Origin of the sequence: Chryseobacterium sp. Mn2064 (genome assembly GCF_049319685.1) — a bacterium.
GTDB lineage: Bacteria > Bacteroidota > Bacteroidia > Flavobacteriales > Weeksellaceae > Chryseobacterium.
In genome coordinates this window covers 532,736-558,646 of record NZ_JBMOUE010000002.1, presented here as the reverse complement: position 1 = coordinate 558,646, position 25,911 = coordinate 532,736, and the positions used below count along the sequence as shown (strand labels likewise).

The window sequence follows — 25,911 nt, the reverse complement described above, 5'->3', positions numbered from 1 at the left end:
ATTTTATTATTGGTTTACTAAATTCTGGGCATGAGTAATATAGATTGGACAGTTCTCATTGTTACACTTGTTGCAGTGGTGGTATACGGCGTATTCATTGGTCGTGGCCAAAAAAGCAACGAATCCTACCTGAAAGCAGATAACAAAATGCCTTGGTACATTGTGTTGATAGGGATTATGGCTACACAAGCCAGCGCCATTACTTTTCTTTCAGCACCGGGACAGGCTTATACAGACGGCATGCGTTTCGTTCAGTATTATTTCGGTTTGCCTTTGGCGATGATTGTGATCTGCATTACTTTCATCCCGATTTTTCAGCGCTTAAACGTTTATACTGCCTATGAATATTTAGAAAACCGTTTTGATAAGAAAACTAGGGTGCTTACTTCTCTGCTTTTTCTTTTTTCCAGAGGATTGTCAACGGGAATAAGTATTTATGCTCCGAGTATTATTTTATCAAGCGTTTTAAATTGGAATATTTATTTAACCAATGTTTTGACGGGTGGTATTCTGTTGATTTATACCTATGTTGGTGGAGCAAAAGCGATTGCTCACACTCAAAAATTACAGTTTCTTATTATTCTGGGAACCATGGCTTTTGCAGGCTATCTGCTTGTTCAAAATATGCCGAATGGTGTTGGTTTTAATGATGCGCTGTATCTGGCGGGGAAATCAGGAAAACTCAATGTCATTACCACAGAATTCGATTGGAAAGACAAATATAATATCTGGAGTGGGTTGATTGGAGGTTTTTTTCTGGCATTGTCTTATTTCGGTACGGATCAGAGTCAGGTCGGGAGGTATATTACGGCAAAAGACAATACCAATGCAAAAATGGGATTGCTGTTGAACGGTTTGGTGAAAATTCCGATGCAGTTTGCAATTCTTTTGATCGGTGCTTTGCTTTTCGCTTTCTTTTCTCTAAAACCGGCTCCGATTTATTTTAACGAACGTTCTTATCAGAATTTAAAGGAAAAGCAACCTGAACAGGCTGCGATTTTTGAAAAAGAACATCAAGATTTGCAACTAAAATTTACTACAGAATCAAAAGAAATTTTAAAACTGAAAGAAACTGATTCTCCTCAACTCACAAAAACGATTCAGGATTTTAAAAACACACAGACTCAAGTAAAGGAACTGCACGGAAGGGTAGAGGAAGCAATCAATAAATCAAACTACAATGCAGAAAAAACAGATACGAACTATATTTTCCTGTATTTCGTAAAAAATACTTTACCTGTTGGGATGATCGGTTTACTGTTTGCGGTCATCTTCCTGGCTAGCTGGGGTTCCATTTCAGCAGCGCTAAATTCCCTTGCTGCTTGCTCATTAAAAGATGTTCATTTGATATTTAAAAAAGAGATTCATGATGATGCCACCGAATTAAAGTACAGCCGTCTTCACACTTTGGCTTGGGGAATTTTTTCAATTGGCGTAGCGATGTTTGCCACTCAAATGGGTTCTCTTATTGAAGCGGTGAATGTATTAGGCTCTCTTTTCTATGGCCCTATATTGGGGATTTTTCTGGTTGCATTTTACTATAAAAAAGTTAACGGCCCTAATGTATTTATTGCTGCCATTTTATCAGAAATTGTGGTAATCGCCATTTATCAGTTCGATATTGTTTCTTTCCTTTGGCTTAATGTGGTTGGTGCAGCAGCAGTTATTATATTTTCAGCAATTGGTTTGCTGTTTTATAAGTCGAAAGCCGTAAATTCGTAAACGAGTAATAACAAAAACAAATAAATAAAAATAGTATGAAAACAATGATTAAATCTGCTACCGTACTTTTCGCTGCAACGATGCTTTCAGTGAATGCTTTTGCACAAGAAGCTAAAAAACCGGCTAGCCCTCCGGCTACGGCGACAGGTAAAATTAAAGATGCAACCATTACAATCGCTTATAGTAGTCCTTCTGTTAAAGGTCGCACAATCTGGGGCGGTCTGGAAGCTTATAATAAAGTGTGGCGTGCGGGAGCTAATGAAGCAACTACTTTCACGACGGATAAAGATATTACCGTTCAGGGTAAAAAATTGGCTGCAGGGAAATACAGCTTTTTCTTAATTCCTAAAGAAAGTGGAACCTGGACTGCAATTTTTAACAAAGAGCCAAAACAATGGGGTGCCTACAAATACGAGGAAGCAAAAGATGCTTTACGTGTTGATGTAAAAACAAAGGCTTTACCGGCAACACAGGAAGCTTTAGTATATAAAATAAACAGTAATGGCTTCACAATGGATTGGGATAAAATCTCAGTTCCTGTAGAAATCAAATAAATTTGAATATAAGAAATAAAAATCCCGTTAATACGGGATTTTTTGTTTTTAATTCTTTGATATTATACCTTTAATAACAGTCAGTAACGGATGCTTATTTAGTGCAGAATAATACAACTGAAGGAAAAAAGTATAGCTGGCTTCTTATCAATTTAATCTACTGAAATGTATTCTTTTTATTCATTGATATTTTAAGCCTACAAGGATTTTTTATAATTCTGTATGGCCCAAATCAGTAATGCATTTTTTTCTTTCGGAATACCCAATTTTTCTATAATTCTGGTACGGTGTCCTTCTACTGTTTTTTCGGACAGGAAAAGAAGTTCTGCAATTTGCTTACTGGTTTTTTGAGCCGCTATTAATTCTATTATCTTTCTTTCAGAAAGCGTTAATAGGTTGAGTTTACCGAGGTCATCAGTGGATTCTATCATATAATTTTGAAGTAAGGCTCCGGAATAATATTTCTTTCCTAAAGCAATTTCTTTCATACATTTTTCTAAATCAGGGCAGGCTTTTTCTTTTAAAATATAGCCATCTACTTCAAATTCTTTTGCCTTGTTCAGAACTCCAATTTCATTGTGCATGGTAAGGATGATAACTTTAGTTCGCCATTTATTTTCCATTACTTTTTTGGCCACTTCCAAGCCGTCCAAACCCGGCATATTTAAATCTAAAACGGCAACATCCGGCAAATAAACCTGAATATAATTAAGTGCTGCCGTTCCGTTGGAGCAGGCACTGACTACGTTATATCCCAAATGAGTAAGATAAGAAACCGTTCCATTCAGAGTTAAAGGATGATCGTCTGCAACTAGAATTTTCATTGTATTATTTTTTTATCTGAACTACTATTTTTGTGCCTTTATCGGTTGATGTGATGTGAGCTTGTCCGCCGATGGCTTTGCTTCTTTCTATCATATTGTGTAACCCAAAAGCATCCTTTTTTTCCAGAGTTTCCTTTACATTAAACCCTTTTCCATTATCTATAATTTCTAACATAACAGAGTCTTTATTTTCGGTTAAAATTACTTTTGCCGCGATAGCATCTGCATATTTTATAATATTTGAAACCGCTTCCTGTACAATTCTATAGATTTGTAATTCTTTTTCAGTGGTGAGACCATCCTGATAATTGATTTCGGATGAGATCATAAAAAGGTGTGTATTTTGGATACGTTCGATGAATTGTTCTAAACTGGCTTCGAGTCCTATTTTTTCAAAAAGAACGGGATGTAAATTTCTGCTGATTGCTCTGATGTCATTAATTATGCTATCCACCTTTTCGTTTAACTGAAGTTGGCCTACTTCGAACGAATGTTTAAGCGACAATAGTTCATGGCTCACGCTATCATGGAGATCAGATGCAATTCTTTTGCGCTCTTCCTCGGTTTTATCCAGCAGATTTTTGGTAAACTGCAATGATCGTTCTTTTTCCAAAGATAATTTCTTTTGTTTTTGTTTTAAATAATAAATAATAACGGCTAATAGTAATGCAATAAAAACGAGTATTAAAGCCATAATAACAGCATTTTTATTGATAATGGTTTCCTGTTGGAATTTAATTTCCTGCTCTTTTTCTTTCGTTTCATATTTTGCTGCGAGTTCTAAATTGATCAGCTTGCTTTTTGCACTCGATAAGCTGTCTCTGGTACGGTAAACTTCATTATTATAAAAAACAACCTTGTCCAGATCTCTGCCTTGAATGGCTTTTTCTAATAAAACGTTGTAAAACAGGTTGGCTCTTTCGTAGTTTTTATGCTCAAGTAAATTGGGCAGTGAGTTTTCTATATATTTTGTGTTACACGTTTTTACATCTCTGGCGATTTGATATAAAGCGAATGTCGCCTGATAATCCTTTTGCCAGTTTTGAGAGGTGTTTTTTTCCGCAACAGGTTTTATTCTGTCTAAAACTATTTGGGCTTCGTTTAATCTGTTTTCATCAATTAAAGCTTCTATTTCGTAGTCGGAGATACAAAGGAGAAGTACATCATTATCATATTTACTGGTGATATATTCTTTGTACGTTTCGTGAATGTATTTATTTTTTAGCTGATGCTTATTAAAAAAGGCATAAACAGAACATTTGTTATACTTGCCCATAAAATAATCGTAGGTGTTGCCGATTTCTTTAGAGACCTTGATCACCTCATCTGCACTTGCAACTGCTTTTTCAAAAGAACCATTTGCTTTGTAAATATTGATATAGTTCGACTCTACAGAAGCTATACTTTCCTGATCTCTGATTCTTATGGAATAGTTTCTTGATTTTTCATTCGCTTCTATGCTGTTCTTCAAATCTCCTAAAACAAAATAGGTATATGATAAGTCGTAATAAGCGCGGGCTATTTTATAACAACTCTTATAATCATCAGGTTCTAAAGCTGTAATTTTTAAAAAATAATCTTTAGCCTTTTTTAGATTGTCTTTATCAAATTCTAAATTACCATAATAGCTATCAATGTAAATTGTTTTGATGGGAGGTAACTCACTTCTGTATCTTTCATTAAATTCATTTACAACTTTGGTAAGGCGTGGGTCAAAATCATAAAAATAGATAAATTTTGTAGTCACTAAATCTAAAATCTTGGAAGCGTCCGAATAATCACTTTGGGTAATTTTACTTTGATAATAGTCCAAAAAAACTTTCAGGTAACGTTCTTTATCTGTATTATAATTTTCATTTTTTCTTAACCAAACTTTTGTAGGCTCTTCTTTTGAAGGAGTTACTTTTTCAAAATAAAAGTTTTCCTTGTTTTCTCTACAGGATAATGTGAAAAAAGTAATGAATAAGAATATGATTTTCTTAATCGTAGGCATACCTATATTTTTTTACAAATGTATCAATTTCTAATATTGAAAATTATACAATCGTTAATTCAGGGGTTTACCCTTGTATGAATCTCCAGAAGAATGATACAATTTTGTGACTTAATTAATAAAATTATTATTATGAAAAGTAAAATACTTTTAACGCCATTCAAACTAAATTTTCAAAAAATTTGGATTGCCTGTTTTCTATTAACTTTCCAAATCGGATTTTCTCAGGAAGGAGCGGCGCTAGATTTTGATGGCGTAAATGATTATGTAAGCTGTGGAAACATTTTGCCTGTATCTTACACCAAAGAAGCATGGGTTTATGTGAAAAGTTTAAGTAGCCAGAATAATATCATCTCTGGTGGTGATTCCGATGGATTGCATGCTTTCTGGATACCTAATGGTACCGGTAAACTTTCAGCTGGACATAACGGAGATTGGTATGCTATAGAGGACACTGTTCCACTGTCTATTAATACATGGTATCACATTGCAGTAACTTATGATGCAGCTACTACCACACTGAAATTATACAAAGATGGACAATTGAGAGCTACCCGTACTGATATTGATCCGGTTGAAGGGGGAAATATGGTTCGATTAGGAGCTTTTAATAATGCGGCAAATAGTTTTACCGGAACTATGGATGAAGTAAGAATCTGGAATAGGGCTTTGTCTCTAGGTGAGATAACAAGTACAATGAACTGTGAACTGCCAGGTCCGGTTACGGGATTAATTGCGTATTATAAGTTTAATCAGGGTATCATTAATGCGAATAATGCTTCCGTAACAACCTTGCAGGACAGCAGCGGAAATAATTACCATGGAACGCTTAATGGTTTTACTTTAAACGGCAACTCCTCTAACTGGGTTGGCAATAGTATTATAAATACCGGAACTACTTGTACTACCTATTTGAATGTATCCTCAGTAGAAAAATCAACGAATTTTAAATTCTTTCCTAACCCTGCAACAAACAAGGTGTTCCTAACATCCCAACAACCCATTTTAAATGTAGAAGTGATTAACTTTCTTGGACAAACTGTTATAAAACAACAAGTAAACAGTGCTAAAGCAGAAATTAATCTGTCATCTCTTACTCCGGCATCTTATTGGATCAGAGTAAAAACTGAACAAGGTCTTGAGACTATAAAAATCATTAAAAAATAAGGGATTTTAAAACTAGAGCAGACTTTTTAAACATGATATTTGGTTAAAAAGCACAAATACGGAACATTCCGGTATTGGAAATTTGGATATACTGTATTTGGGTTTACGTAAATGATAAGAAAGCAAAAGTAACGATTGAAAAAACATGCTGTTTTTCAGATGATTAATAACTGCTTTTGAAAATAAATAGTTGTTAATCAAATAACAATCAGAGCCGATTATTTCTGCTCTGATTTTATTTTTCACTTAATAATAAGTACATTCTATAAACCTGTCAGGCTGAAATTCTCCACATGAAAACATTATCTCCATGAATTCATTTTATAATTTGAAAAGTTAGTTTTCATATCTTCTATTCTTTCTTCAAGGGCTTTAATGCCTGTATGGAGATACATTTCTTTTTCAGATTCATCTAGAATATAAATGATATCAAATCCTGGGCTGGGATTGGGAATCGGAACAGATACCTCAATATTGCTGCCTTCTTCAAAAACATAATATTCCCAATCTTTCTTTTCTAATAGTTTCTTTTTATTCATAATTTTAATCAATTTTTGTTAAAGAATTAGGCTACTAAACTACAAAGGTAAGGATCTTGAAGACGCTTTTTTGCCAGGCAACTGGAAAGTAATATAAAATATACTGATATAATAAAAAAATAAAAATAGGATCAGAGTTACCTTATTGTTTATCTTGTCAAGAAGTAATACAGGATTTTAGTAAGATGCTTCTGAATGCTAAAATGAATTTAATAGATAATGTAAAATAAAAACCATGTCACATTTTACAACTGATATTTTGATTGTAATTGAAGAGCGAAAACCAACATTAATTGTTGAATATTTACACCAGATTTTGCAACATAATAATTTTAATATACAAACAAATGATTTGTCTTTTTTCTGTTTAGATGAATTGGAAAATGATGAACATCTTGAAAAGGATTATGATATAGGGCGGCAGGTTAAAGATCCAATAGAAGATTTAGAAAAGCTAAAATCTCATCCAGGAGGAGCAATTAGCTATGAAACCAAGAGGAAAGAAAGATTACTGGTGGGTTTTACCTCGATTAATGATATAACAGTAAATGGAATTACTTTTTACATAGAACCTTATTTTGCAGAACAGAATAAAGATTTATTTGATAATATTATTAGAGATATTAAGAAAGAGGTTAATATTCTGGGTGCGATAAAAGGTGATGATATTTTTGATCTTTTGGATGAGAAAACTGAAATTGAGAATATAGTAGATGGGAAGATTAATGAGAAATATAAATATATTATTGATTAAGTAAAAGCAAAAACAAAATTTGGAAGGTTTCGCTTTTGTTTGTTCCAGTAAAATATTTTATTTTAAATATTCAAAATAATTGAAGTTATCGTAATTGGACTTTATTATACTTTGAATGTCTTTTAAATTTGCTGGAAGTAAAGAAATGTCAAATCAAAAATGTTGTTACCATATTGTAAAATCTTTATTTTGATTAAATTTGCTCTATAACCATTCATCAATGTTCGAAATTTTTCTAAAATACCTTACCGATAAAATAAAACTTACCGATTCGGAAGTACAATTAATAGAATCTGTATGCAAGCCGAAAAAACTTCGGAAAAAACAATTTCTTTGTCAGGAAGGAGAGGTTTGGCACTACAACGCTTTTATTTGCAGAGGTTTGGTGAAAACTTTTTCTATTGCTGAAAATGGAACAGAACATATCATCAACTTCGCTCCCGAAAATTATTGGACAGGAGACCGTGAAAGTTTAATTAATGGAACTCCTTCTCGCCTGAATATTGATGCTATTGAACCTACAGAATTGATTTTAATAGAAAAATTAGATTTTGAAAAGCTTTGCGCCGAGATTCCTCAACTGAATCAAATGGTCAATCAGATTATTCAGAAAAGCTTTATTGTCTCACAAGGAAGAATTTTGGCTAATATCAGTTTTACGGCAGAAGAAAAATATCAGAATTTCCTTGAAAAATATCCTCATATTGTCAATCGTATTCCACAACATATGATTGCTTCATATATTGGAATCACTCCCGAAACCCTTACCAGACTGCGTAGGAATAGGATCAAGAAATAATATGCTTCATTTTCATTGATATTTGTTTGCTTTATTTTCAAGCTTTTGTCAATGGAAAAAGACTTCATTTTGTAACACCTTTGTCTTATTAAAATAACAATTAAAAATAAGACAAAATGAATAAAACAGTTTTTATTACAGGAACCAGCACAGGCTTCGGAAAATTAACCGCAACAACACTTGCTAAAGCAGGATACACCGTAATCGCAGGAATGCGTGGTGTTTCTGGAAAAAATGAAACCGTCGCCAAAGAATTGGGAACTCTTCCAAATATAGAAGTCATTGAAATTGATGTAACCAACGATGCTTCAGTAACCAATGCTTTTGAAACGGTACTTCAAAAATATGGTAAAATCGATGTATTGGTTAATAATGCCGCTGTTTCAGGTTTCGGATTATTAGAAGCGTATAGTCTGGATCGAATTCGCCAAATGTTTGAAGTGAATTTCTATGGAGTTATCCGAACTTATCAAGCCGTATTACCTTCTATGAGGGAGAATAAAAGTGGTTTAATTATCAATATCACTTCCGGAGCAAGTGCGCATACTTCCCCCTTTATGGTTCCATATTTCGCATCGAAATTCGGCGTTGAAAGTATTACAGAAGGTTTACAGGACGAATTGAAACAATTTAATATCGACAATGTTTCCATTCAACCCGGAGTATATCCAACAGAAATGAATACAGGCGAAAAAGCCGGAGTGAATGCAGATAAACCAGAAATTGCAACTTTGTATGAGCCTGTTGCTACAGAACAATTCAATGCGATTGGCGCGGCATTATTTGGCAAAATGAAAGAATTTAATATGAATCCGCAAACCATCGCGGACGGAATTTTAGAATTGATTCAGATGAAAGAAGGATCTCGTCCTTTACGTTTTCCTTTGGATGCGGTTGCCCAAGGAACAGATTTGGAATTCATCAACGCAAGAGCTGAATTAAAGGCAAAATGGCTTGCAAAATACAGTGAGTAAATAGAATTTAAAATAAGAATTCAGAGGTTGGAATGTTTTGTTCCAGCCTTTTTTTGTTTTTGAGATACAATCAACATTTATTCTTTAGAAGCTTGATTCCGCTTTGCCCTACAAAAGGATGTCATCACAATCAGTGTTAGAATGAAAGATGCATATTAAAACTACCATTTTCATTGACATTTGTTTGTTTTTTTTTCAAGCTTTTATCAATGGAAAAAGGCCTCTGAATGTGAGAAATTTGCTTCATAAAATAACAACAAAAATGATCACAATGAACAATTTAAAAAAACAAATCAAAGCCAACTCAACAGCAGTAGCAAGTGCACTTTTATTATCTGCAGCAGTTTCAAATACTTCAGCGCAGGAAAAAACAGGAATTCTTGGAATTGACCACGTAGGAATCAACGTTCCAGATATGAAACAGGCGGTAAACTTTTTCACTGATGTTTTAGGATTTTCAGCAGTAACAAGTTTAGGTCCGATTCCTTTGGATGATGCGTGGAAAAAGAATAATCGTATGAATCCAAAAACCGGTCCAGTATCATTCAAAATGGTAAAAGCAGGAACGGGAGCCAACATCGAATTATTCGAATATCAGGATAATAAAGGAAGTTTACAACAACCTGGAGGAGACGATATCGGAGCAAGTCACATTGCTTTTTACACCAATGATATCAGCAAAAGCGTAGCGTATCTTAAAAGTAAAGGAGTTCAATTTTTAGGGGAGCCATTTTTGATGCCGTCAGGAGATACAGAAGGTGAAACTTGGGTTTATTTTGTAACACCTTGGGGTTCTAAAATGGAATTGGTTTCTTATCCCAACGGAAAAGGTTATGAGAAAAAAAATCCGGCAACAATTTTATGGTCACCTAAAGATGCTGTAAAAAATCAAACCCAAAAATCAGATTCTAAACTACTCTCCGAAACAGAAATTAAATCTTTAGTAGAAGAACATTTGGAAATTTGGAACGAGAAAGACCTTAAAAAGCGTCAAGCTTTAATGTCAAAAATCTATGCTGAAGATATTGAAATGGTCGACAGTCATTTTATCGCTATCGGTCATAAAGAAATCAATGGTTTTGTGGAAGGATTGCAGCAGAAAAGTCCAAATTCTAAATTCTCTCACATCAAAGCAATAGACGTTAATCACAATATTGCGAGACTCTACTGGCAAAACGGAACTCCCGAAAAACCGGATGCCGTAACTGGAATGGATTTATTCGTTTTTGAAAACGGGAAAGCCGTGAAACTATACGTTTTTGTAGACAATAAAAATTAAAATCTCTCAATTCTCAATAAAAATTTTAAATATCAAATTTAAACAGACTTCTAACATTTAAAATAAAACAATATGAAAGCATCAATAATCAATCAAAATTCAGCCAACGAAACATTAATCCGTGAATTATACAGAATTGCCGAAGTTCAGGATTCAAAAGGATTTACAGAACTTTTTACAGAAGACGGTTATTTCTGGGATGTATCTTCCGGAACCAAATATTATGGTCAGGACATCGGTAAAACTGTAGATGTTTTTGCCACTGCATTTCCGGATATGCACAGAGAATTGTACGAATTATACGTCTTGGAAGATGAAAATACAGTAATCGTAGAATTATCGTTGAACGGAACTCATAACGGACCACTTCAATTAGCATCCGGAACTTTGGAACCCACAGGGAAAACAATTGAAGTACCTTGTTGTGATGTCTTCAAGATTGAAAACGGAAAAGTAAAATCATTCCATTGTTATAATGCAGGAACGATACTTTTAGGACAATTAGGGATTCTTTAAATATAAACCAATCAAGATAAATGCGAATAATCATTTACTTTGATTTAAAACATAAAATCAAATGAAAAATATAATAGAATTACTGAACTGGAGATACGCCACAAAAAAAATGACAGGTGAAAAAATTCCCTCAGGTAAACTTAATAAAATTTTGGAAGCGGCTCATTTAGCGCCTTCAGGAATTGGACTGCAGCCTTACGAAATCATCGTCATCAGTAATCCCGAAATCAAAAAGAAAATATTGCCCATCGCAATGAATCAGCCTCAAATTGTAGAGTCTTCACATCTCCTAGTTTTCGCAGTTTGGGACGAATATTCTAAAGAAAGAATTGATAACGTATTCGATTATCTGACAGAAAAACGCAACGTAGATTCTGCCCATTATGACAGGCAAAGAGAATTTTCGAAACAGTTTTTCGGAAATATGAGCATCGAGGAAAATTTTCATCACGCAGCAAAGCAGGCAAATATCGCTTTAGGTTTAGCAATTGTAGAAGCCGCTTCAGAAGAAATAGACTCAACGCCGATGGAAGGTTTTGATCCAAATGCACTGGATGAACTTTTACTACTTTCATCCAAAGGTTTACGAAGCTCAATGTTGTTGGCTTTAGGTTACAGAGATACAGAAAATGACTGGAATCTTAATCAGAAAAAAGTACGAAAACCATTTGAAGAGTTTGTTACTTTTCTTTAACCATTAATTTTAAAACAAATAGAATGAATCATTCAGAAAAAATCGGAACATCCAATAACCACGATAAAACACAACAAACCGGAATTACGGTAAGTGCTTATTATAAAGTACATCCAGAAGACAGGCAGATTTTCATTGATGCAGTTGTTCCCGAAATGATTGCTGCCAATCAATTGCAAGGTTGTATTTATTATGCTTTTTCACAAGATTTGACAGATGAAAATACATTTCACCTGTTGGAAGGCTGGAAAGATAAAGAAGCGTATGAACGCCACGAAAACTCAGAAACATTTTTGAAAGCCTTGAGTACTGTGGTGAAAAACGTTAGAATTCTTGATCGGGAAGGCGTTCGTTATGACGTTTCAAAAACTCATATAGATGATCCGCGTGGAAAAGTATGATTATAGATAAAAAAGAGACAACTATCAAATAGTTGTCTCTTTCAGTGACTTAAAGAGCGTATCTTCAAAGACTTTTTTCACTCCTCACATACCATTTGTTGATTCCTTTAAGGGCAACGTTCCGGTCGATTAGTGCAGTGGATGACTAATTGGTGTTGCCAGTCCATTTGAATGTGGCCGCCGAATTGGCAGGTATACTATAGGTGAAGGATTGCCCTCCCCATTTTACTTTGGATGAAGTTGCTGAGCCGCTATTATTGTAAGCGATAAGAACCTTTGAGCCATCAGGATTTCTAAATGCTGTCGAGGAAACGTTTCCGGAATTATTTGATCCAATCCGAACTGCACCGGGAGTAACAAACTTCGAGGCATGAGCAATAATGTAATAGGAAACATTGCGGGTAACTGAGCTTCCCTGAATGGTAAGTGCCCCCATAGATACAGAACTGCCGCCAGGGGTATGTGGCCCTTGGTTGTTATCGCTAGCTAGGTTCCATTCCATTGCAGTTCTTGACCAGTTGTTCATGGAACCGATTATTACATTCCTCATATGCCATGCTAGATCAGAAAAATTCGTAGTAGGCGCTGTATACTGCTCGGTAAAATAAACATTTTTTCCGGTAGCATTTCTCACAGTAGTCATTGCGGAAATGTCCCCGGCATATAAATGGAATGCTGAACCATCCACATATGGGCTGTTGTTTGCTACATAGATAGGGTATTGGGTGTTGTCACAGTTGTGGTCAAAGCAGATAATTTTACAATTATAGCCTGCCCCTCTAAGTTTTGGACCGATATAGTCGTTGATTAATCCCAGCTGGTTTTCTTTGGTCAGAATCATACTAGGTTCATTATGTGGATTTTCGGGCTCATTTTGCGGAGTTATCCCCCATATATTGATGCCTTGGGCTTTCATAGCGTTCATATAATCCAGCCAATACTGGCCATAGCTCTCATAATTCTCTGCTTTCAATGTGCCACCGACGAATGAGCCATTCGTCTTCATCCATCTAGGTGCGGTCCATGGCGTAGCCAGAACTTTGATATTGGGGTTTATTGCCAATATTTTCTTTAGAATTGGGATGGTATAAGTCAGATCGGGACCTGCAAGGCTAAATGAACTGCCATCACGATAGGTATAAGAGTAATCACTCAGGTCGGTTGCCCCTATTCCTATTCTGATTATGGAAACGGCTATCCCGGAGGATGGGTTGAACAGCTCATTCAGCAGGGAATTTTGTGTTGCCGATGGTAAATTGGAAATCAATTTGGCACTTCCCTGTGTCAGTGTATAACCATATCCGTCTATTGTTTGAAAAGTAGAGCCCTCATTAACCGTTATCGTGGTATTATTGGATCCTCCATCTGGGGCAAAGGTAACATTGGGCTGTTGCTGAAGAAGCCGGCTTTTATCACTGGAGGTAACCCAGATACTAACGGATTCTGCTGCCTTTCCCATTGTTGGGGAGATTGCATCAGATTCATCGGTAAGTGAATCAATGGTTTTATTGCATGTAGATAATGCAATACAAATTATGGGAACAAAAATAAGGTTTAGATGTTTTTTTTTCATAATTAAATATATTGTGGTTTAAAGTTTATTGATCTGTGTTTGGTATTAATAAGAAGGAAGTTACAATGTGTAATATATTATTGATTCACTATGATATTTGCCAAAATTATAGCATTAACAATGGGCAAGCTCATCAATAATTTAAAATTCATGATTGTTTGATTTATTTTTTATTTTATCAAATGTAATATAAAATAAATATATTTTTATCATTATTATATTTTTATGATAAATAAATTATCATTATAATAAGATTGGGTGATGTTTTTCTGCTACGTAATAGGAACGAATTAATTAAGTTTTGTAATTAGAAAATTTGAGGACTATTAATATTGAAGGTTCTGAATCTTGTCAGTAGCCCAAAAACCCACCGCAATTGCAGTGGCGTTTTTTATTTAAATACTATACATTTTTTAGTGGATTTTGAACTGAATATAATGAAAATGATGTTTTAATGTCAGATTTCAAACGCTCAAAGAAGCTACCATTTGGTGCTCTAAAAATAAAATAAAAGGCACCAACTAAAAATAGTTGGTGCCTTTTGGTGAACTTGACAGTAGGCTATCCAAACTCTTTTTTTGCTGATATTAAAAATATTTTGAGTTTTTTTAGTTGAAAATGAATTGTTTATAAGTTTGTTTTTTATTACTGTTAAGTTTATAGTGCCGAATTCTGTTAACATACAACTGTCGTTGGCTTGAAGCTGCAATTTTAATCCAGATAATATCTAATATGCAAATTGTGTAGCTCGCCATTCTTTTTCCATTGAGTAGCTAACAATGGCTGGCCCACACTGCTATAAGGAAAGGTGGCAATTTTCTATTCAGAGCTACCAGCTACCTTTAAGTAAATCAATTCATTTACTTAAAGTAATTTAAAATAATCTAGTTAGTGGATGTTGACTTCAGTTAAAGCTGCTTTTGTCTAGCATATTAAGAACCAGACCTGTCATTTCATTCCCTCTACCAATATCCAATTGTCAAAAAAATAGAGAGCTCATATCAGCGATGTCGTAGTACCCTCACTGTCTCTTATTTTGCAACGACTATCTTCAGAATGATTGTTCCTTTTAAAATATCATCTATTATATTCTATTTTTTGTTAGTATAGATAATAAGGTTTTGTTTTTCGTTACTTAAAAAAATCTGTTATCAATACTGTTTTTTTATTACAACTAGCTAGCTCCTCTGGGTAATATATTTTAAAAGAATACTTTGTCCTATTTATGCCTCCATTCGTCCTATTTTGCTATATACCACATCTACTAATTTTGCTTTTATAAATATTTTGCCAAATCAGATATGCGATTAGTAGCTACCTAACTGATATCGTTAGCAAATTTTATTGATTAATTAGGAAAATATGATAGCTAGATTAGAGAATGTATCCAAATTTTATAAAATCGGAGATCAGGTCCTTACCGCACTTCAACCAACGGATCTTATCGTAAATAGCGGCGAATTATTATTAATAATTGGACCATCTGGCTCTGGCAAAACTACACTGTTATCTTTGCTGGGATGCGTTATTTATCCTTCAGAGGGGAATTTATGGGTGGATGGGCAACATATCAATGCAATGAAGGAAAATCAGCTAGCACAGGTCAGACTCAATAAAATAGGTTTTGTGTTTCAAAATTTTAACCTATTGGCACCGCTGAATGCAGAACAGAATATTATGATGCCATTGCAGTTACTCGGCCTCAATAAGTCTCTGGCCCGGAAGAAAGTAGCTGCAGCGTTGGAGCTTGTGGGAATGGAAGATAGACGAAAAAACCTTCCCAAACAACTTTCCGGCGGACAGCAGCAGCGAATAGCCATCGCCAGAGCCCTGGTAACTGAACCTAAGCTTATTCTCTGTGATGAACCAACTGCTTCATTGGACAAGGACTCGATAGGCATTGTCATGAATGAACTTAAAGGGCTAGCGGAAGGTGGTAAAGCAGTGGCTGTTGTCACCCATGACCCGCGTTTAAAACAGTATGCTCACCGCATTATCGAAGTAAATAATGGATTTGTCTCGGAAATAACGGACGTAAAAAACACAATTGTATGATCAAAAAGATAGTTCTATTAGCCATTGTGCAGGTTATTCTGATCGGCTGTAATACCAAAAGCGAGCAGAAGATAAATAAAACAGCACCGGAGGTCACGCATCAAATAGTCGGATTAGCTGAAATCCAGCCCGAGAAAAAAATTATTTCTCTTTTTTCTCAAACTGGAGGTTTTGTACGTGAGATAAAACATGATATCGGCGATACGATCAAAAAGGGCGATGTTATTGCTGTGCTTGATACGCAGCTTGAGCAGGCACAGCTTGATCAGGCTATATCCAAAATCGCCGCCCAGTACGCTACTATTGCCAATAACACCGCCCAGCTAGGTGCTCTTGAAGTCAAAACGGTCAATAGTAAGGAAACATACAACAGAAATGCAGCATTATTTCAAGTTGGAGGCACAACCAAACAGGATATGGATAATAGCAAATTCGATTATGAAGTGGCCCGGCAGAATCAGACTGCTCAACGACAAGTAATAGCGCAGGCAAAGGCGAGATTGGGCGAACTCCAATCGGATGTGCAATACGCCCAAACGGTACTGAGCCAGAAAACAGTGTGCGCACCTTATGATGGCAGTATATTATCCATGGATATAAAGGTGGGTAACAGTATCAGCACAAATCAGGCATTGGGCGATTTTGCCCCTGCCGGAAACCTAATAGCGATTACTGAAGTGGATGAGCTCTTTGCCAATCAGGTCCGCATAGGCATGAAAGCGTATGTACGTTCGCAGGGGAAAAATGATACGTTAGCCACAGGGAGGGTCTATTTGCTCTCGCCGTACCTCAGCAAAAAAGCATTATTTTCTGATGGTGCTGCCAATATGGAAGACAGACGTGTGCGGGAAGTCAGGATCTTGCTCGACAAAAATGCGCAGCTTATAATCGGGAGCCGGGTGGAATCTGTAATTATAATTAAATAAAAGATTATGTTCAGACACGCTTTACGTTTTATAATATACGACAAGCCCAAAGCATTTGGTGCTTTTATGGGGACTGTCATGTCTGTATTCCTGGTGGGACAGCAGGCAGGTATTTTTATCTTTCTGATAGATGCCATGTCAGTGCTGGTAAAAAACAATAGCCAATATATATGGGTGGTGGATGACCGCAGTACAAATGCCAATGCACTGAGTCCAATTGATAAAAGAATAGGTTATGAGCTACAGAGCATAGCTGGTGTGAAGAGCATTCATCCGCTTGTGGTCACGGGAACTTCCGCAAAATTTGCCAATGGTACCACATCTGGGATTACGCTGGTGGGGGTGGAAACTCCTTCATTCGCAGGCGGACCGTGGAACATGAATATTGGCAGGTGTGAAGATATGATCAAAGATGGCGCTATTATCACCGAGTTTTTCGATAAAGAAGCACTGGGAGGTCTGCAAATGGGTGAGTATTTTGAAATTAACGGAAAGCAGGTGTTTAATGCCGCAGAAACAAAAGGCGTCCGTGGCTTCAGCGGAGCACTCGGATTTACCACGATTGAACGGGCAAGGTATCTTGCGAATATGAACGTCAATAAAGTAAGCGCATTTCTGGTTGAACTAAAAGATCCTACACAGCAAGAGGCCACTGTGGCACTGATCAATAAACGTTTTTTCGGAATAAGGGCCTGGGAAGGCGAAGAGTTCAACCGTGAGACTGTGGTCACCATGCTAAAAACTTCCGGAATAGCCATTTCATTCGGAACTATTATTGTTTTTGCATTGTTGATCGGTTTTGTCATTATTGGGCTCACACTATATTCCGCTGTGATTGACCGGATTAAAGACTACGGCACACTAAAAGCTATCGGAGCAAAGAACACGTTCATCCGCAAACTGATCCTAGCCCAGGCCGGCATTATCGGTGTCTGCGGTTATATCGTCGGTGCCGTTATCACAGAGCTATTCCGCATCGGCATAGAACGTACAGGTGCAATTATAATTTTCCCCATTTACGTGCGTATCTCAATCATGGCGGTTACCATTACAATCGCTTTGCTAGGCAGTTTCTTTGCCATCAGCAGAATAACAAAATTAGAACCAGGTCAGGTTTTTAGAGGTTAAAAAAATAAAGAGCAATGAACATAAAAACAAGCAGCCTTTTGCTATGTCTACTTTTTCTATTTGTGGATCGAGCAAACGCACAGGATTCCATATATTTAAAATCGGCCATTGACTTTGCATTAAAACATCGTTATGAACTTAAAATAGCAGCAAAGGATGCGCAAGTATCTGCTCAGGAGATCGCTAAAATCAAAGCGCAGCAGCTACCTACCGTGACGGGAACCTTTGATACCCGATATAATGGAAAACTAGCTACACAAGTATTGCCTGGCGAAATGTTTGGTAATACCAATGGTATGGGACGAAACCTGCAATTCGGGACAAGTTACTCCACCATAGCAGGTCTGGATCTGGATATTCCTATTTATAACCCGGAGATTAGCACTGATAAACGAATCGCTAAGTTACAAGCAGAATACGATCGGCTAAATATTAGCAAATCAGAAATTGATATAAAGAATGAGGTTATACAGAGCTATCTGAACGTGTTATTCAATGCCGAGCAAATGAAGCTATCCAAAGTAAATACAGAGAATACCCAAAGCGTGTACACGATGAATAAAGATCAGTTTGACAAAGGAAGTATGAGCCAATATGATCTGGAGAAATCTCAAATAAATTACGAAAGTGCACGGGCCGACTATAATAAAACTGTTAACAACTACCACTTGGCCATAAATGATCTGGCCTATCGTATCGGCAGTGAGCTGGATGCAAAATTTATACTTACAGACAGTCTAGAAAGTATTTATTTGCTGTTCCAAAATGGACTTGATGAGACGGAAGTAAATGAAAGAGTAGAGATAAAGCAGCAAAAAGTATTGATCGGCTTGTCCGAAGCTAAAATCCAAAAAGAGCAGAGGTCCTATTGGCCTACCATCAGTGCTTATGGCAATCTGACAGCACAGAACCTGAACAACGAATTTGCACTGTTTAACGGGAAATATTGGTATCCGTATAATTATGTGGGTATTAAGGCAAGCATCCCGATCTTTGATGGTTTTAGAAGACAACGGACAAAACATGGCTATACGTTGGAACGTCAGTCAGCAATACTTACCCAAAATAAATTAATCCGTGATCAGCGGTATGAAATTAAAAGTACCCAAACCGCCGTGTTGAATGATCTCGAAGAATTGAACAGTCAGAAAAGCCGCTTGGTACATACCACAAAACTGTATACTATAGATAGGACAAGACTGCAGCAGGGAAATATTAAACCAACAGATCTCAATGCTAGCTACTTTTCACTATTACAGGTGCAGAACAAATACCTGAATGCAGTTTACGATTATTTGATCGATATTTTCAATTATCAAAAAGCAATAGGAGGGTTGTAGAGGTGACAATAAATTTATTATATTTATCTATTGTTGTAATACGATATAAAGCAAGCTATATTTGATTTGATCATGATAAAAAACATGCCAAACATACCGAGGTATAAACCCGAAGATTTTTCGGCAGTTCTAAAGGCAGACAGCGAACACTGGAAGGATCAATCGCTTAAAGATTTTCTTATCCTCAAATTTCCAAATAAAAGATTTGATCTGCTTATTCCGTTGCTGTCGCACCGAAAAACGGTCAACGATCTGGTTTTCGTCACCGGAGGCCATGGAGAGCAGACAATCTATCAGGATCGCTATAATCTGAATGCTGGGAGCTTTCGGATACTTGCTCCCGAAAAGATAAGGACAATTGATACTTTGTCCTCCGATTTTGCAGGCTATTATTGCCACTTCTCTGATGATTTTATCAGCCGCAACAGCGATACCAAAGTGCTTCATGAAATTTTAAACCACCTAGAAGCCAACAATAACTATAAGATTGATACAGAGTCTCCAAAAACACAGATATTAACCGATTTACTGGAAAGAATAACAGCACTCAATTCCGTAAACGGAGAGAAAAAAAACGTAAAGCTGATCGGATCTTACCTGACCTGTTTTTTGGAAGAAACGAAAGAAATTATAAAGGCGGCTCCGCAGGCAAAACTGAATGCTGATCAAACACTTGTATTGAGATTTAAAAAAGAAGTTATACAGCATATCTGTGAATTCCAGACCATCGCCGAATATGCTGGACTATTACATATTACGCCAAATCATTTGAATAAATGTGTGAAGAAAATCACTGGTGACACAGCATCTGAATTTATCAATAAATCACTTATCACTGAGGCTAAAGCACTCTTGGCAATTCAGGAAATGAATATTAGTGATGTTGCCTATCACATTGGTATGGATGACCCTTCATATTTTGCGCGATTCTTTAAAAAACACACCAATATAAGTCCTACGAAGTATAGAAAAATGATTGCTTTATCCTTGTAATGGCTTCTTTCGTGCTGATTTGAGTTACGCCGATCAACGAACTTTGTTCTATTAATAATTTTGTAAGATAATGAAAGATTTAGAACTGAAAAATTACCTGGAGCGGATCGGTCTATCGGAAAGCGTAACCGGAAATCTGGAAACGGTTAAGAGGCTCACACAGCTGCATCCAAAGCATATTACTTTTGAAAATGTAGACAGTTTTACTGGAACTGTTCCGTCAATAAAGACCGAGGATATTTTCGACAAATTGGTTAATAAAAAAAGAGGCGGATATTGCTATGAACAAAATTCGTTATTCAAGGATGTCTTGCAGACCTTAGGATTTAACGTTAAAATGCATTTGGCAAGAGTATTGTGGAGCAGTAAAGACGGCTCGGAAACAGCCCGTACTCATATGCTTCTTAGCACAGAAATCAAGGGGGAAAGATATCTAGTGGATGTTGGTTTTGGTTCGATGACATTGACAGCCCCGATACTATTTAATACTGAGCAGTCGAATAATGAACAGGAAACACCAAATGGCTCTTTTCGTTTAGTGTATATTGATCCGGATTTTTATCGATTGGATGTGTTTAAAAATGAATGGTTGCCAATCTACAAGTTTTCATTGGAAGAGGTACAGCTGACTGATATCGATATGGCCAACTGGTATGTGGCAACAGGTCCGAGTTCCATGTTTAATAAATTTTTGATGATAACCCGTGTAGATGAAAATGCACGGTATACGCTTTTTAATAGAGAATTGATTATACGAGATAATATAGGAAACAAAGAAAGTAGGGAAATTATAAGCGAATATGATTTGAAGTCGGTTTTTGAAAAGTATTTTAATCTGAAGCTGGAAGCTTCTAAATTAAAGGAAATATATTCAAACCTTAATGAAGATAGAGACCGTCTCAAAATAGAGAACATTACACTCTAAAAGAAAAAGGATTAAGTACTAATTGAAAAAGGTTGGATAAAAGCTGAATTGACAGGAAATACATGTACAAAAATGATTCCTGTAAGTGAGTATAAAGCGTGTGGTGATTCTCTGAATCAACAGAAATAGAAACTTTACACAATGATGAGAGGTGAATAATTTTCTAGATTAATTAAAATCATTGTTTGTTTTTAACAACAATTTAGCACAATATGTCTTTTATTTTTTCTAATTTTTTGGTGTTCGAATCCTGTTAGGTCATCGAATGCTAAATTTTCAAATCCATATGGTTTGTAACTTTAACTAATTGATTTTCAGTTTTTTTTGTTGTAAAATCAATGATTTTTTTGAATCAGCACTTTTGTAATGAAAGTCTTAATTTGATAAAAGTTAACTGATTGACTATGAATTGTATAAAAATAAATATGCGCAAATTGTCTTAAATTTGCGCATATTGTCGTTTGTGACCTTAACGAGCGTATCTTCAAAAACTTTTATCGATGATTTGGTTCGTTTGAGCAAGATTAGGGGGGAATTATAAAGTTATTTTGATCAAGAAACTTTTATTAGAATAAAAATGTTATAAACTCAAAACAATTTAATTTCAAAAATTAAGCATAAGCGAACTTGGCTTAGTTGGTTTTATTTGTCTTGTTTCTTCTAAAAACTATTTTAATAAGATATTTAGTAAAGACATCACTTTTATAGTAACTCAACAATTTTATTTTGTAGAAAGCTCTTGAGTAAAATAAATAACAGTTTTAAATAAAATCATAATGATCTAATTTTATGACAAAGTAATGTTCAATTGTTTTTTGAGCTTTTTTGCACATTGATAAAAGATCATTTCCTGATGTGTTGTCGAAACTAAAGTCATCGTAGGTTTTAATGATATATTCGGTTACTATTTCAATGTTCATTAAATCGATGTCCGTTACATCGGTTTTCAACCTATGTTCTTCTTTGAAGAAAGGAATTTTACGGAAAATAGAATCGTTAAACCGAAAAAGATGTATTGTTTTCATTGGAAAAATATTTAATAAAATGAAAAATTTAGGTTGCAGTTATTAAGAATGCTTATTTTTTAATCTTCTGGTGATCCATCTTTTGGATAAGGTACGTTCTGATGGTAGTTGGTACATGCCGCCTGAAAGGATATACAATAAGCTGTCCCAAAAATTATTTTTCCTACATAATTCATGACTGTAGTTAGTTAATATTTTTATGTATTCGTGTTCATATTTCTTTGCTTGCTGTAAAGTGTAATTTTCTGGAATATCTTTAATAATATCCATAACATTCTGATTAAAGGTTTTAGGTGAATATTTTTCTATAAAATCTAATTCAAGCCGGCACATCCTGGTAAGAGGAGTGAGTAAAGAAAAAATTTCATCATAAAAGTTACAGATACTTGCCTTCCATGATAATCTTTCTTCTTCCGGTAAGATCTGACCTGCCAGCTGAACAAGTTTTTTATGATGGGCTGCCAGTTCATTTGTATAAGTTTCGTTTTGCTTCCAGAATATAATTGAATTGATTTTATTTTTTTTTATCATATTTTCCAGTATATATTCAAACTGGATTCTAATATTCTTTATGTTCTCGCTCAGGCCTTCTAAAACAGACTGCCACAGGTTATGCTGGCTTAAACTGCAGTATGTGCTAAATATCAATCTTGATTTGTTAGTAAGCTGCTGTAATTCTTTTAACATTCTAAGAATTTCTTTAGCGTCTCTTTCTAAGGTGATATTGGTATTTCGTAGATAGAACAGAGAGGTAAACTGGGAATAATAGGCTCTTCTTGAAATATTTTTTTTATTTCTGATGCCCAATTTGCTCTTTGGATGTTTGGTTAACTTTTTCATCAGAGTTTTATTGTAAGTCTTTTTTCTTAATAATCCCTTTTTCAAAGGATTTTTGTTGTATTATAAGGGAAATAAGATATTGTCTTAAATCTTTTATCGTGATATTTTTTTCTTTCTCAGAAAAAAATAGTGGAGTTTCATCTAGAAGTTCATACAGTTCAGGAAATTCTTTTTGGATTTCAACTGTTTTTTTAAATATCTTTTTCGTTAAAATAGATATAGTGTTTAGATTATTCATAGCCGCTTTTTATTATTGTTACTATCATCTTAAAGCGTTTATTTCCTTTTATCGAATGAGATTTATGGGCGGGAATGATAATGCATTCACCTTCTTCTATAAAATAAGAAGCTCCGTCTATAATGATTTCTGCTTTACCTTCAATAATTTGTGCAAAAGCATCAAAAGGAGAAGTTTTTTCGGATAACCCTTCTTTGTCATCAAACGATAAAACACTGATATTGCCCGTAAGTTTTTCCAGTATTGTTTTGCTGCCAACAGAATTCGGAATGTATTCTACAATCTGATTGGTAAAATATACTTTTGATTTCTCAAGTTCTTTATGATTCATCACTGTTGGTTTAAACATAAAAAGAATAGGAGGTATTGTAAGTAAAAGGGATAGAACAGTCTAATATCCCATCCCTTTTTCTAGTTAGAACTTTTGGATAAATATATCTTTTTCATAGGTTTTAACTATTCTTGAAAACAATTTATGAAAGATTAATTTCTTTAATAATATTGAGAACTTCTTCACGGTTTTTTCTTAGTCTGTTTCCGATTCTTTCTAACATTTCCTTTTCTTGACCTTCTTCAAATTTTAGATCGTTATCCGTTAATGTTGAGAATTTTTCTTTCAATTGTTTTGACTGTTCAATCCAGTCTCCAGGAGTTTTGAAAAATTTGTTGTCTTTGTTGTGGTTTGTGTCCATAGGGTGGATTTTAGTGTAACTTCATTGCTACGTTACAAAGTTGGGCGTTTAATAATCTATTGTATTATAGATTGTTTCTTTTATGTTGCACATATCACACTTTTACAAAATTGCAGCTTGTTTTGTGTATCTGAAATCCGGGTTTTTCATAAAAATACTGCTTTAATTACTCTGATATAGTAATACAATTTATAAGTCTAGGAAATGATTACAAACTTAAAATACTAATATATAATTTCAAATAAGTGAATGATTATTCGTATATTGCTGAATAACTACGTTGAACTGGCGATCGGGACTCTAACTTTCCACATATTCATTTTTTTCATTATTTGATATTTCCGGTATATCCTCTCTCTGCTTCAAATCATTTATCGAAACTGTTTTGAAAAAGGGAATATAAATCTAATAATATTCTCCAAAGGACAATTCAATAGTAAAAAATATTAGTGTTTTTATGAATATAAAAAAATATTTAGAGATGTGGACTTTTTGGGTTCCTATTCTGGCGTGGCTTTCTTATGTGGGAAATTCTGTTTTCTCTTCAGGATATTACTCTGTGATTCTTGCCTTATGTTTGATGGGAAGTGTTTTGGCTGCTGTGTATCATTCCGAAGTCATTGCCCATCGTTTGGGAGAGCCATTCGGAACTTTACTTCTGGCATTTGCCATTACAGTCATAGAAGTAGGGCTTATTATTTCCATTATGATGGGAGCGAAAGGGTTGGAAACTATTACTCTTGCCAGAGATACGGTTTTTGCAGCAGTGATGATAATCCTTACGGGAATCATTGGGAGCTGTATTGTAATAGGTTCTTTAAGATATAGAGAACAAAGTTTTACACTACAAGGGGTAAGTACTGCACTGATCACGCTTACCTCTGTTATTATTTTTGTGCTTATTCTGCCCAATTATACGGTAAGTCACCTCGGAGGCGAATACACGTCCTTCCAACTGCTTTTTATCGCCTTGATTTCTTTAGGGCTTTATCTTGGATTTACCATGATCCAAACTTTTAGACATCGAAGCTTTTTCATTTCTCCACAAAACAAATTATCCAAGAATCTGCCTGTAGAAAGCAATAATAAAATAATTTCCAGAAAACAATTATATATCAATTGTATATTGTTAATTTTATCCTTGGGAATAGTTGTTTTGTTGGCAAAACTTCTTTCAAAGGATGTTGAACATATAGTTGTTTCTGTGGGTGCTCCTAAATCTCTTGTAGGTATCATTATTGCTGGTATTGTTCTGCTTCCGGAAGGTCTGGCTGCATTCAGAGCTGCAAAAAGTGATCAGATTCAAACCTCATTAAATCTGGCTTTTGGTTCAGCTTTAGCGAGTATCGGGCTAAGTATTCCTGCGATTGCCATTATATCTGTAATAACCGGTATAAGGATGACATTGGGGATAGATATCAAATCAACAATACTTTTAGGACTGTCGCTTTTTATTATTACTGTTTCTCTGGCAACAGGCAGAACTAATATCATGCAGGGAATTGTATTGATCGCTATTTTTTTAATCTATCTTTTTATTACAATAGTTCCATAAACTATTGTGTATTAGTATACGGATATGGTGAGAATTAAGGGTTGTTTTCTTGGAAAGCAGTGCCTTGCCCGGAGATAGCTGACTGTTGATTCCGCTCCCTGATTGAGATTAACATTTTTCTCTTCAAGACCGTTATAACATCTATCATCGCACCCATATCCTGGAAACACTTGTATAGTAAAATTGTTAAAGTCTTAATTATCCTATTGATATTAACCTTTCTAATGCCTAAGGGAAGTGTATATAACAAAACCCTCCTTTTTAGGGGAGAGTCAATTGTACTAATGAGAATGTACAACTATTATGAACAGTAAATGTATATGTTAATCAATTACATTAATATACTGCAAGTCATGTAATTCTATTTATTATTGTCGTATATGGAGTAGAATTAATAAATTATTT

26 protein-coding genes are annotated in these 25,911 nt (G+C 35.1%); 17 read left to right on the top strand and 9 right to left on the bottom strand.

All coding sequences use genetic code 11. The features are described from left to right. The first annotated feature begins 30 nt into the window (after positions 1 to 30). Positions 31 to 1,722 carry a sodium:solute symporter family transporter gene (locus tag ACL9RH_RS09670; RefSeq protein WP_422693151.1) on the top strand — a complete coding sequence of 564 codons (1,692 nt, stop codon included), beginning with the start codon at positions 31 to 33 and terminating at the stop codon, positions 1,720 to 1,722. Between the two features lie 35 nt (positions 1,723 to 1,757). Next, entirely contained in the window at positions 1,758 to 2,276 is a 519-nt protein-coding gene (locus ACL9RH_RS09665) for a DUF2911 domain-containing protein (protein WP_422693150.1), read from the top strand. 197 nt (positions 2,277 to 2,473) lie between these two features. Here the strand turns inward: ACL9RH_RS09665 and ACL9RH_RS09660 are convergent, their stop codons facing one another. Together ACL9RH_RS09660 and ACL9RH_RS09655 are read right to left on the bottom strand one after the other, a co-directional pair. Next, positions 2,474 to 3,100: a response regulator gene (locus tag ACL9RH_RS09660; protein WP_422693149.1), complete on the bottom strand. Its 627-nt coding sequence runs from the start codon at positions 3,098 to 3,100 to the stop codon at positions 2,474 to 2,476. 4 nt (positions 3,101 to 3,104) lie between these two features. Further along, positions 3,105 to 5,093 carry an ATP-binding protein gene (locus ACL9RH_RS09655; protein WP_422693148.1) on the bottom strand — a complete coding sequence of 663 codons (1,989 nt, stop codon included), beginning with the start codon at positions 5,091 to 5,093 and terminating at the stop codon, positions 3,105 to 3,107. A 132-nt stretch (positions 5,094 to 5,225) separates the two neighbouring features. Here ACL9RH_RS09655 and ACL9RH_RS09650 point away from each other — a divergent pair, with 132 nt between their 5' ends. Then, complete coding sequence (locus ACL9RH_RS09650) at positions 5,226 to 6,260, top strand: LamG-like jellyroll fold domain-containing protein (RefSeq protein ID WP_422693147.1); 1,035 nt, start codon at positions 5,226 to 5,228, stop codon at positions 6,258 to 6,260. Positions 6,261 to 6,562: 302 nt separating this feature from the next. Here the strand turns inward: ACL9RH_RS09650 and ACL9RH_RS09645 are convergent, their stop codons facing one another. Further along, positions 6,563 to 6,799: a hypothetical protein gene (locus ACL9RH_RS09645; protein WP_422693146.1), complete on the bottom strand. Its 237-nt coding sequence runs from the start codon at positions 6,797 to 6,799 to the stop codon at positions 6,563 to 6,565. Between the two features lie 235 nt (positions 6,800 to 7,034). Between ACL9RH_RS09645 and ACL9RH_RS09640 the strand changes: the two genes are divergently transcribed. The 7 genes from ACL9RH_RS09640 (at position 7,035) to ACL9RH_RS09610 (ending at position 12,216) form a co-directional block, all read left to right on the top strand. After that, positions 7,035 to 7,553 carry a hypothetical protein gene (locus ACL9RH_RS09640; protein WP_422693145.1) on the top strand — a complete coding sequence of 173 codons (519 nt, stop codon included), beginning with the start codon at positions 7,035 to 7,037 and terminating at the stop codon, positions 7,551 to 7,553. Between the two features lie 220 nt (positions 7,554 to 7,773). Beyond that, complete coding sequence (locus tag ACL9RH_RS09635; protein ID WP_422693144.1) at positions 7,774 to 8,352, top strand: Crp/Fnr family transcriptional regulator; 579 nt, start codon at positions 7,774 to 7,776, stop codon at positions 8,350 to 8,352. Between the two features lie 116 nt (positions 8,353 to 8,468). Beyond that, positions 8,469 to 9,326: an SDR family oxidoreductase gene (locus ACL9RH_RS09630; protein WP_422693143.1), complete on the top strand. Its 858-nt coding sequence runs from the start codon at positions 8,469 to 8,471 to the stop codon at positions 9,324 to 9,326. Between the two features lie 271 nt (positions 9,327 to 9,597). Next, positions 9,598 to 10,605, top strand: coding sequence for a VOC family protein (locus ACL9RH_RS09625; protein WP_422693142.1), 1,008 nt, complete (start codon positions 9,598 to 9,600; stop codon positions 10,603 to 10,605). Positions 10,606 to 10,677: 72 nt separating this feature from the next. Continuing rightward, positions 10,678 to 11,121 carry a nuclear transport factor 2 family protein gene (locus tag ACL9RH_RS09620; protein WP_422693141.1) on the top strand — a complete coding sequence of 148 codons (444 nt, stop codon included), beginning with the start codon at positions 10,678 to 10,680 and terminating at the stop codon, positions 11,119 to 11,121. Between the two features lie 61 nt (positions 11,122 to 11,182). After that, on the top strand, positions 11,183 to 11,815 hold the full coding sequence (locus ACL9RH_RS09615) for an NAD(P)H-dependent oxidoreductase (protein WP_422693140.1): 633 nt from the start codon (positions 11,183 to 11,185) through the stop codon (positions 11,813 to 11,815). Positions 11,816 to 11,838: 23 nt separating this feature from the next. Further along, positions 11,839 to 12,216: a putative quinol monooxygenase gene (locus ACL9RH_RS09610; protein WP_422693139.1), complete on the top strand. Its 378-nt coding sequence runs from the start codon at positions 11,839 to 11,841 to the stop codon at positions 12,214 to 12,216. Between the two features lie 145 nt (positions 12,217 to 12,361). Here the strand turns inward: ACL9RH_RS09610 and ACL9RH_RS09605 are convergent, their stop codons facing one another. Continuing rightward, on the bottom strand, positions 12,362 to 13,789 hold the full coding sequence (locus ACL9RH_RS09605; protein ID WP_422693138.1) for a glycoside hydrolase family 30 protein: 1,428 nt from the start codon (positions 13,787 to 13,789) through the stop codon (positions 12,362 to 12,364). A 1,362-nt stretch (positions 13,790 to 15,151) separates the two neighbouring features. Between ACL9RH_RS09605 and ACL9RH_RS09600 the strand changes: the two genes are divergently transcribed. The 6 genes from ACL9RH_RS09600 (at position 15,152) to ACL9RH_RS09575 (ending at position 21,156) form a co-directional block, all read left to right on the top strand. Then, entirely contained in the window at positions 15,152 to 15,844 is a 693-nt protein-coding gene (locus tag ACL9RH_RS09600) for an ABC transporter ATP-binding protein (protein WP_422693137.1), read from the top strand. Further along, positions 15,841 to 16,770, top strand: a complete 930-nt coding sequence (locus ACL9RH_RS09595; RefSeq protein ID WP_422693136.1) for an HlyD family secretion protein — start codon at positions 15,841 to 15,843, stop codon at positions 16,768 to 16,770. Before ACL9RH_RS09600 ends, ACL9RH_RS09595 begins: the two co-directional genes overlap by 4 nt. Positions 16,771 to 16,776: 6 nt before the next feature. Then, positions 16,777 to 17,898 carry an ABC transporter permease gene (locus ACL9RH_RS09590; protein WP_422693135.1) on the top strand — a complete coding sequence of 374 codons (1,122 nt, stop codon included), beginning with the start codon at positions 16,777 to 16,779 and terminating at the stop codon, positions 17,896 to 17,898. 14 nt (positions 17,899 to 17,912) lie between these two features. Continuing rightward, complete coding sequence (locus tag ACL9RH_RS09585) at positions 17,913 to 19,238, top strand: TolC family protein (RefSeq protein WP_422693134.1); 1,326 nt, start codon at positions 17,913 to 17,915, stop codon at positions 19,236 to 19,238. An 84-nt stretch (positions 19,239 to 19,322) separates the two neighbouring features. Then, entirely contained in the window at positions 19,323 to 20,231 is a 909-nt protein-coding gene (locus tag ACL9RH_RS09580) for a helix-turn-helix domain-containing protein (RefSeq protein ID WP_422693133.1), read from the top strand. A gap of 70 nt (positions 20,232 to 20,301) precedes the next feature. Beyond that, positions 20,302 to 21,156: an arylamine N-acetyltransferase family protein gene (locus tag ACL9RH_RS09575; protein ID WP_422693132.1), complete on the top strand. Its 855-nt coding sequence runs from the start codon at positions 20,302 to 20,304 to the stop codon at positions 21,154 to 21,156. 761 nt (positions 21,157 to 21,917) lie between these two features. On the opposite strand, the gene ACL9RH_RS09570 is transcribed toward ACL9RH_RS09575, so the two are convergent. The 5 genes from ACL9RH_RS09570 to ACL9RH_RS09550 all read right to left on the bottom strand — a co-directional run bounded on the left by ACL9RH_RS09570 (position 21,918) and on the right by ACL9RH_RS09550 (position 23,951). Continuing rightward, the gene (locus ACL9RH_RS09570; RefSeq protein ID WP_109711023.1) at positions 21,918 to 22,181 is read right to left on the bottom strand and encodes a heme oxygenase; all 264 of its coding nucleotides are present in this window, start codon (positions 22,179 to 22,181) and stop codon (positions 21,918 to 21,920) included. A gap of 42 nt (positions 22,182 to 22,223) precedes the next feature. Then, positions 22,224 to 23,021, bottom strand: a complete 798-nt coding sequence (locus ACL9RH_RS09565) for a hypothetical protein (RefSeq protein ID WP_422693131.1) — start codon at positions 23,019 to 23,021, stop codon at positions 22,224 to 22,226. 7 nt (positions 23,022 to 23,028) lie between these two features. Continuing rightward, positions 23,029 to 23,259: a hypothetical protein gene (locus tag ACL9RH_RS09560; RefSeq protein WP_047387951.1), complete on the bottom strand. Its 231-nt coding sequence runs from the start codon at positions 23,257 to 23,259 to the stop codon at positions 23,029 to 23,031. Further along, complete coding sequence (locus ACL9RH_RS09555; protein WP_422693130.1) at positions 23,252 to 23,590, bottom strand: cupin domain-containing protein; 339 nt, start codon at positions 23,588 to 23,590, stop codon at positions 23,252 to 23,254. Before ACL9RH_RS09555 ends, ACL9RH_RS09560 begins: the two co-directional genes overlap by 8 nt. 142 nt (positions 23,591 to 23,732) lie before the next feature. After that, positions 23,733 to 23,951 carry a hypothetical protein gene (locus tag ACL9RH_RS09550; RefSeq protein WP_422693129.1) on the bottom strand — a complete coding sequence of 73 codons (219 nt, stop codon included), beginning with the start codon at positions 23,949 to 23,951 and terminating at the stop codon, positions 23,733 to 23,735. A 457-nt stretch (positions 23,952 to 24,408) separates the two neighbouring features. Here ACL9RH_RS09550 and ACL9RH_RS09545 point away from each other — a divergent pair, with 457 nt between their 5' ends. After that, positions 24,409 to 25,506: a calcium:proton antiporter gene (locus tag ACL9RH_RS09545; protein WP_422693128.1), complete on the top strand. Its 1,098-nt coding sequence runs from the start codon at positions 24,409 to 24,411 to the stop codon at positions 25,504 to 25,506. The last annotated feature ends 405 nt before the right edge of the window (positions 25,507 to 25,911 follow it).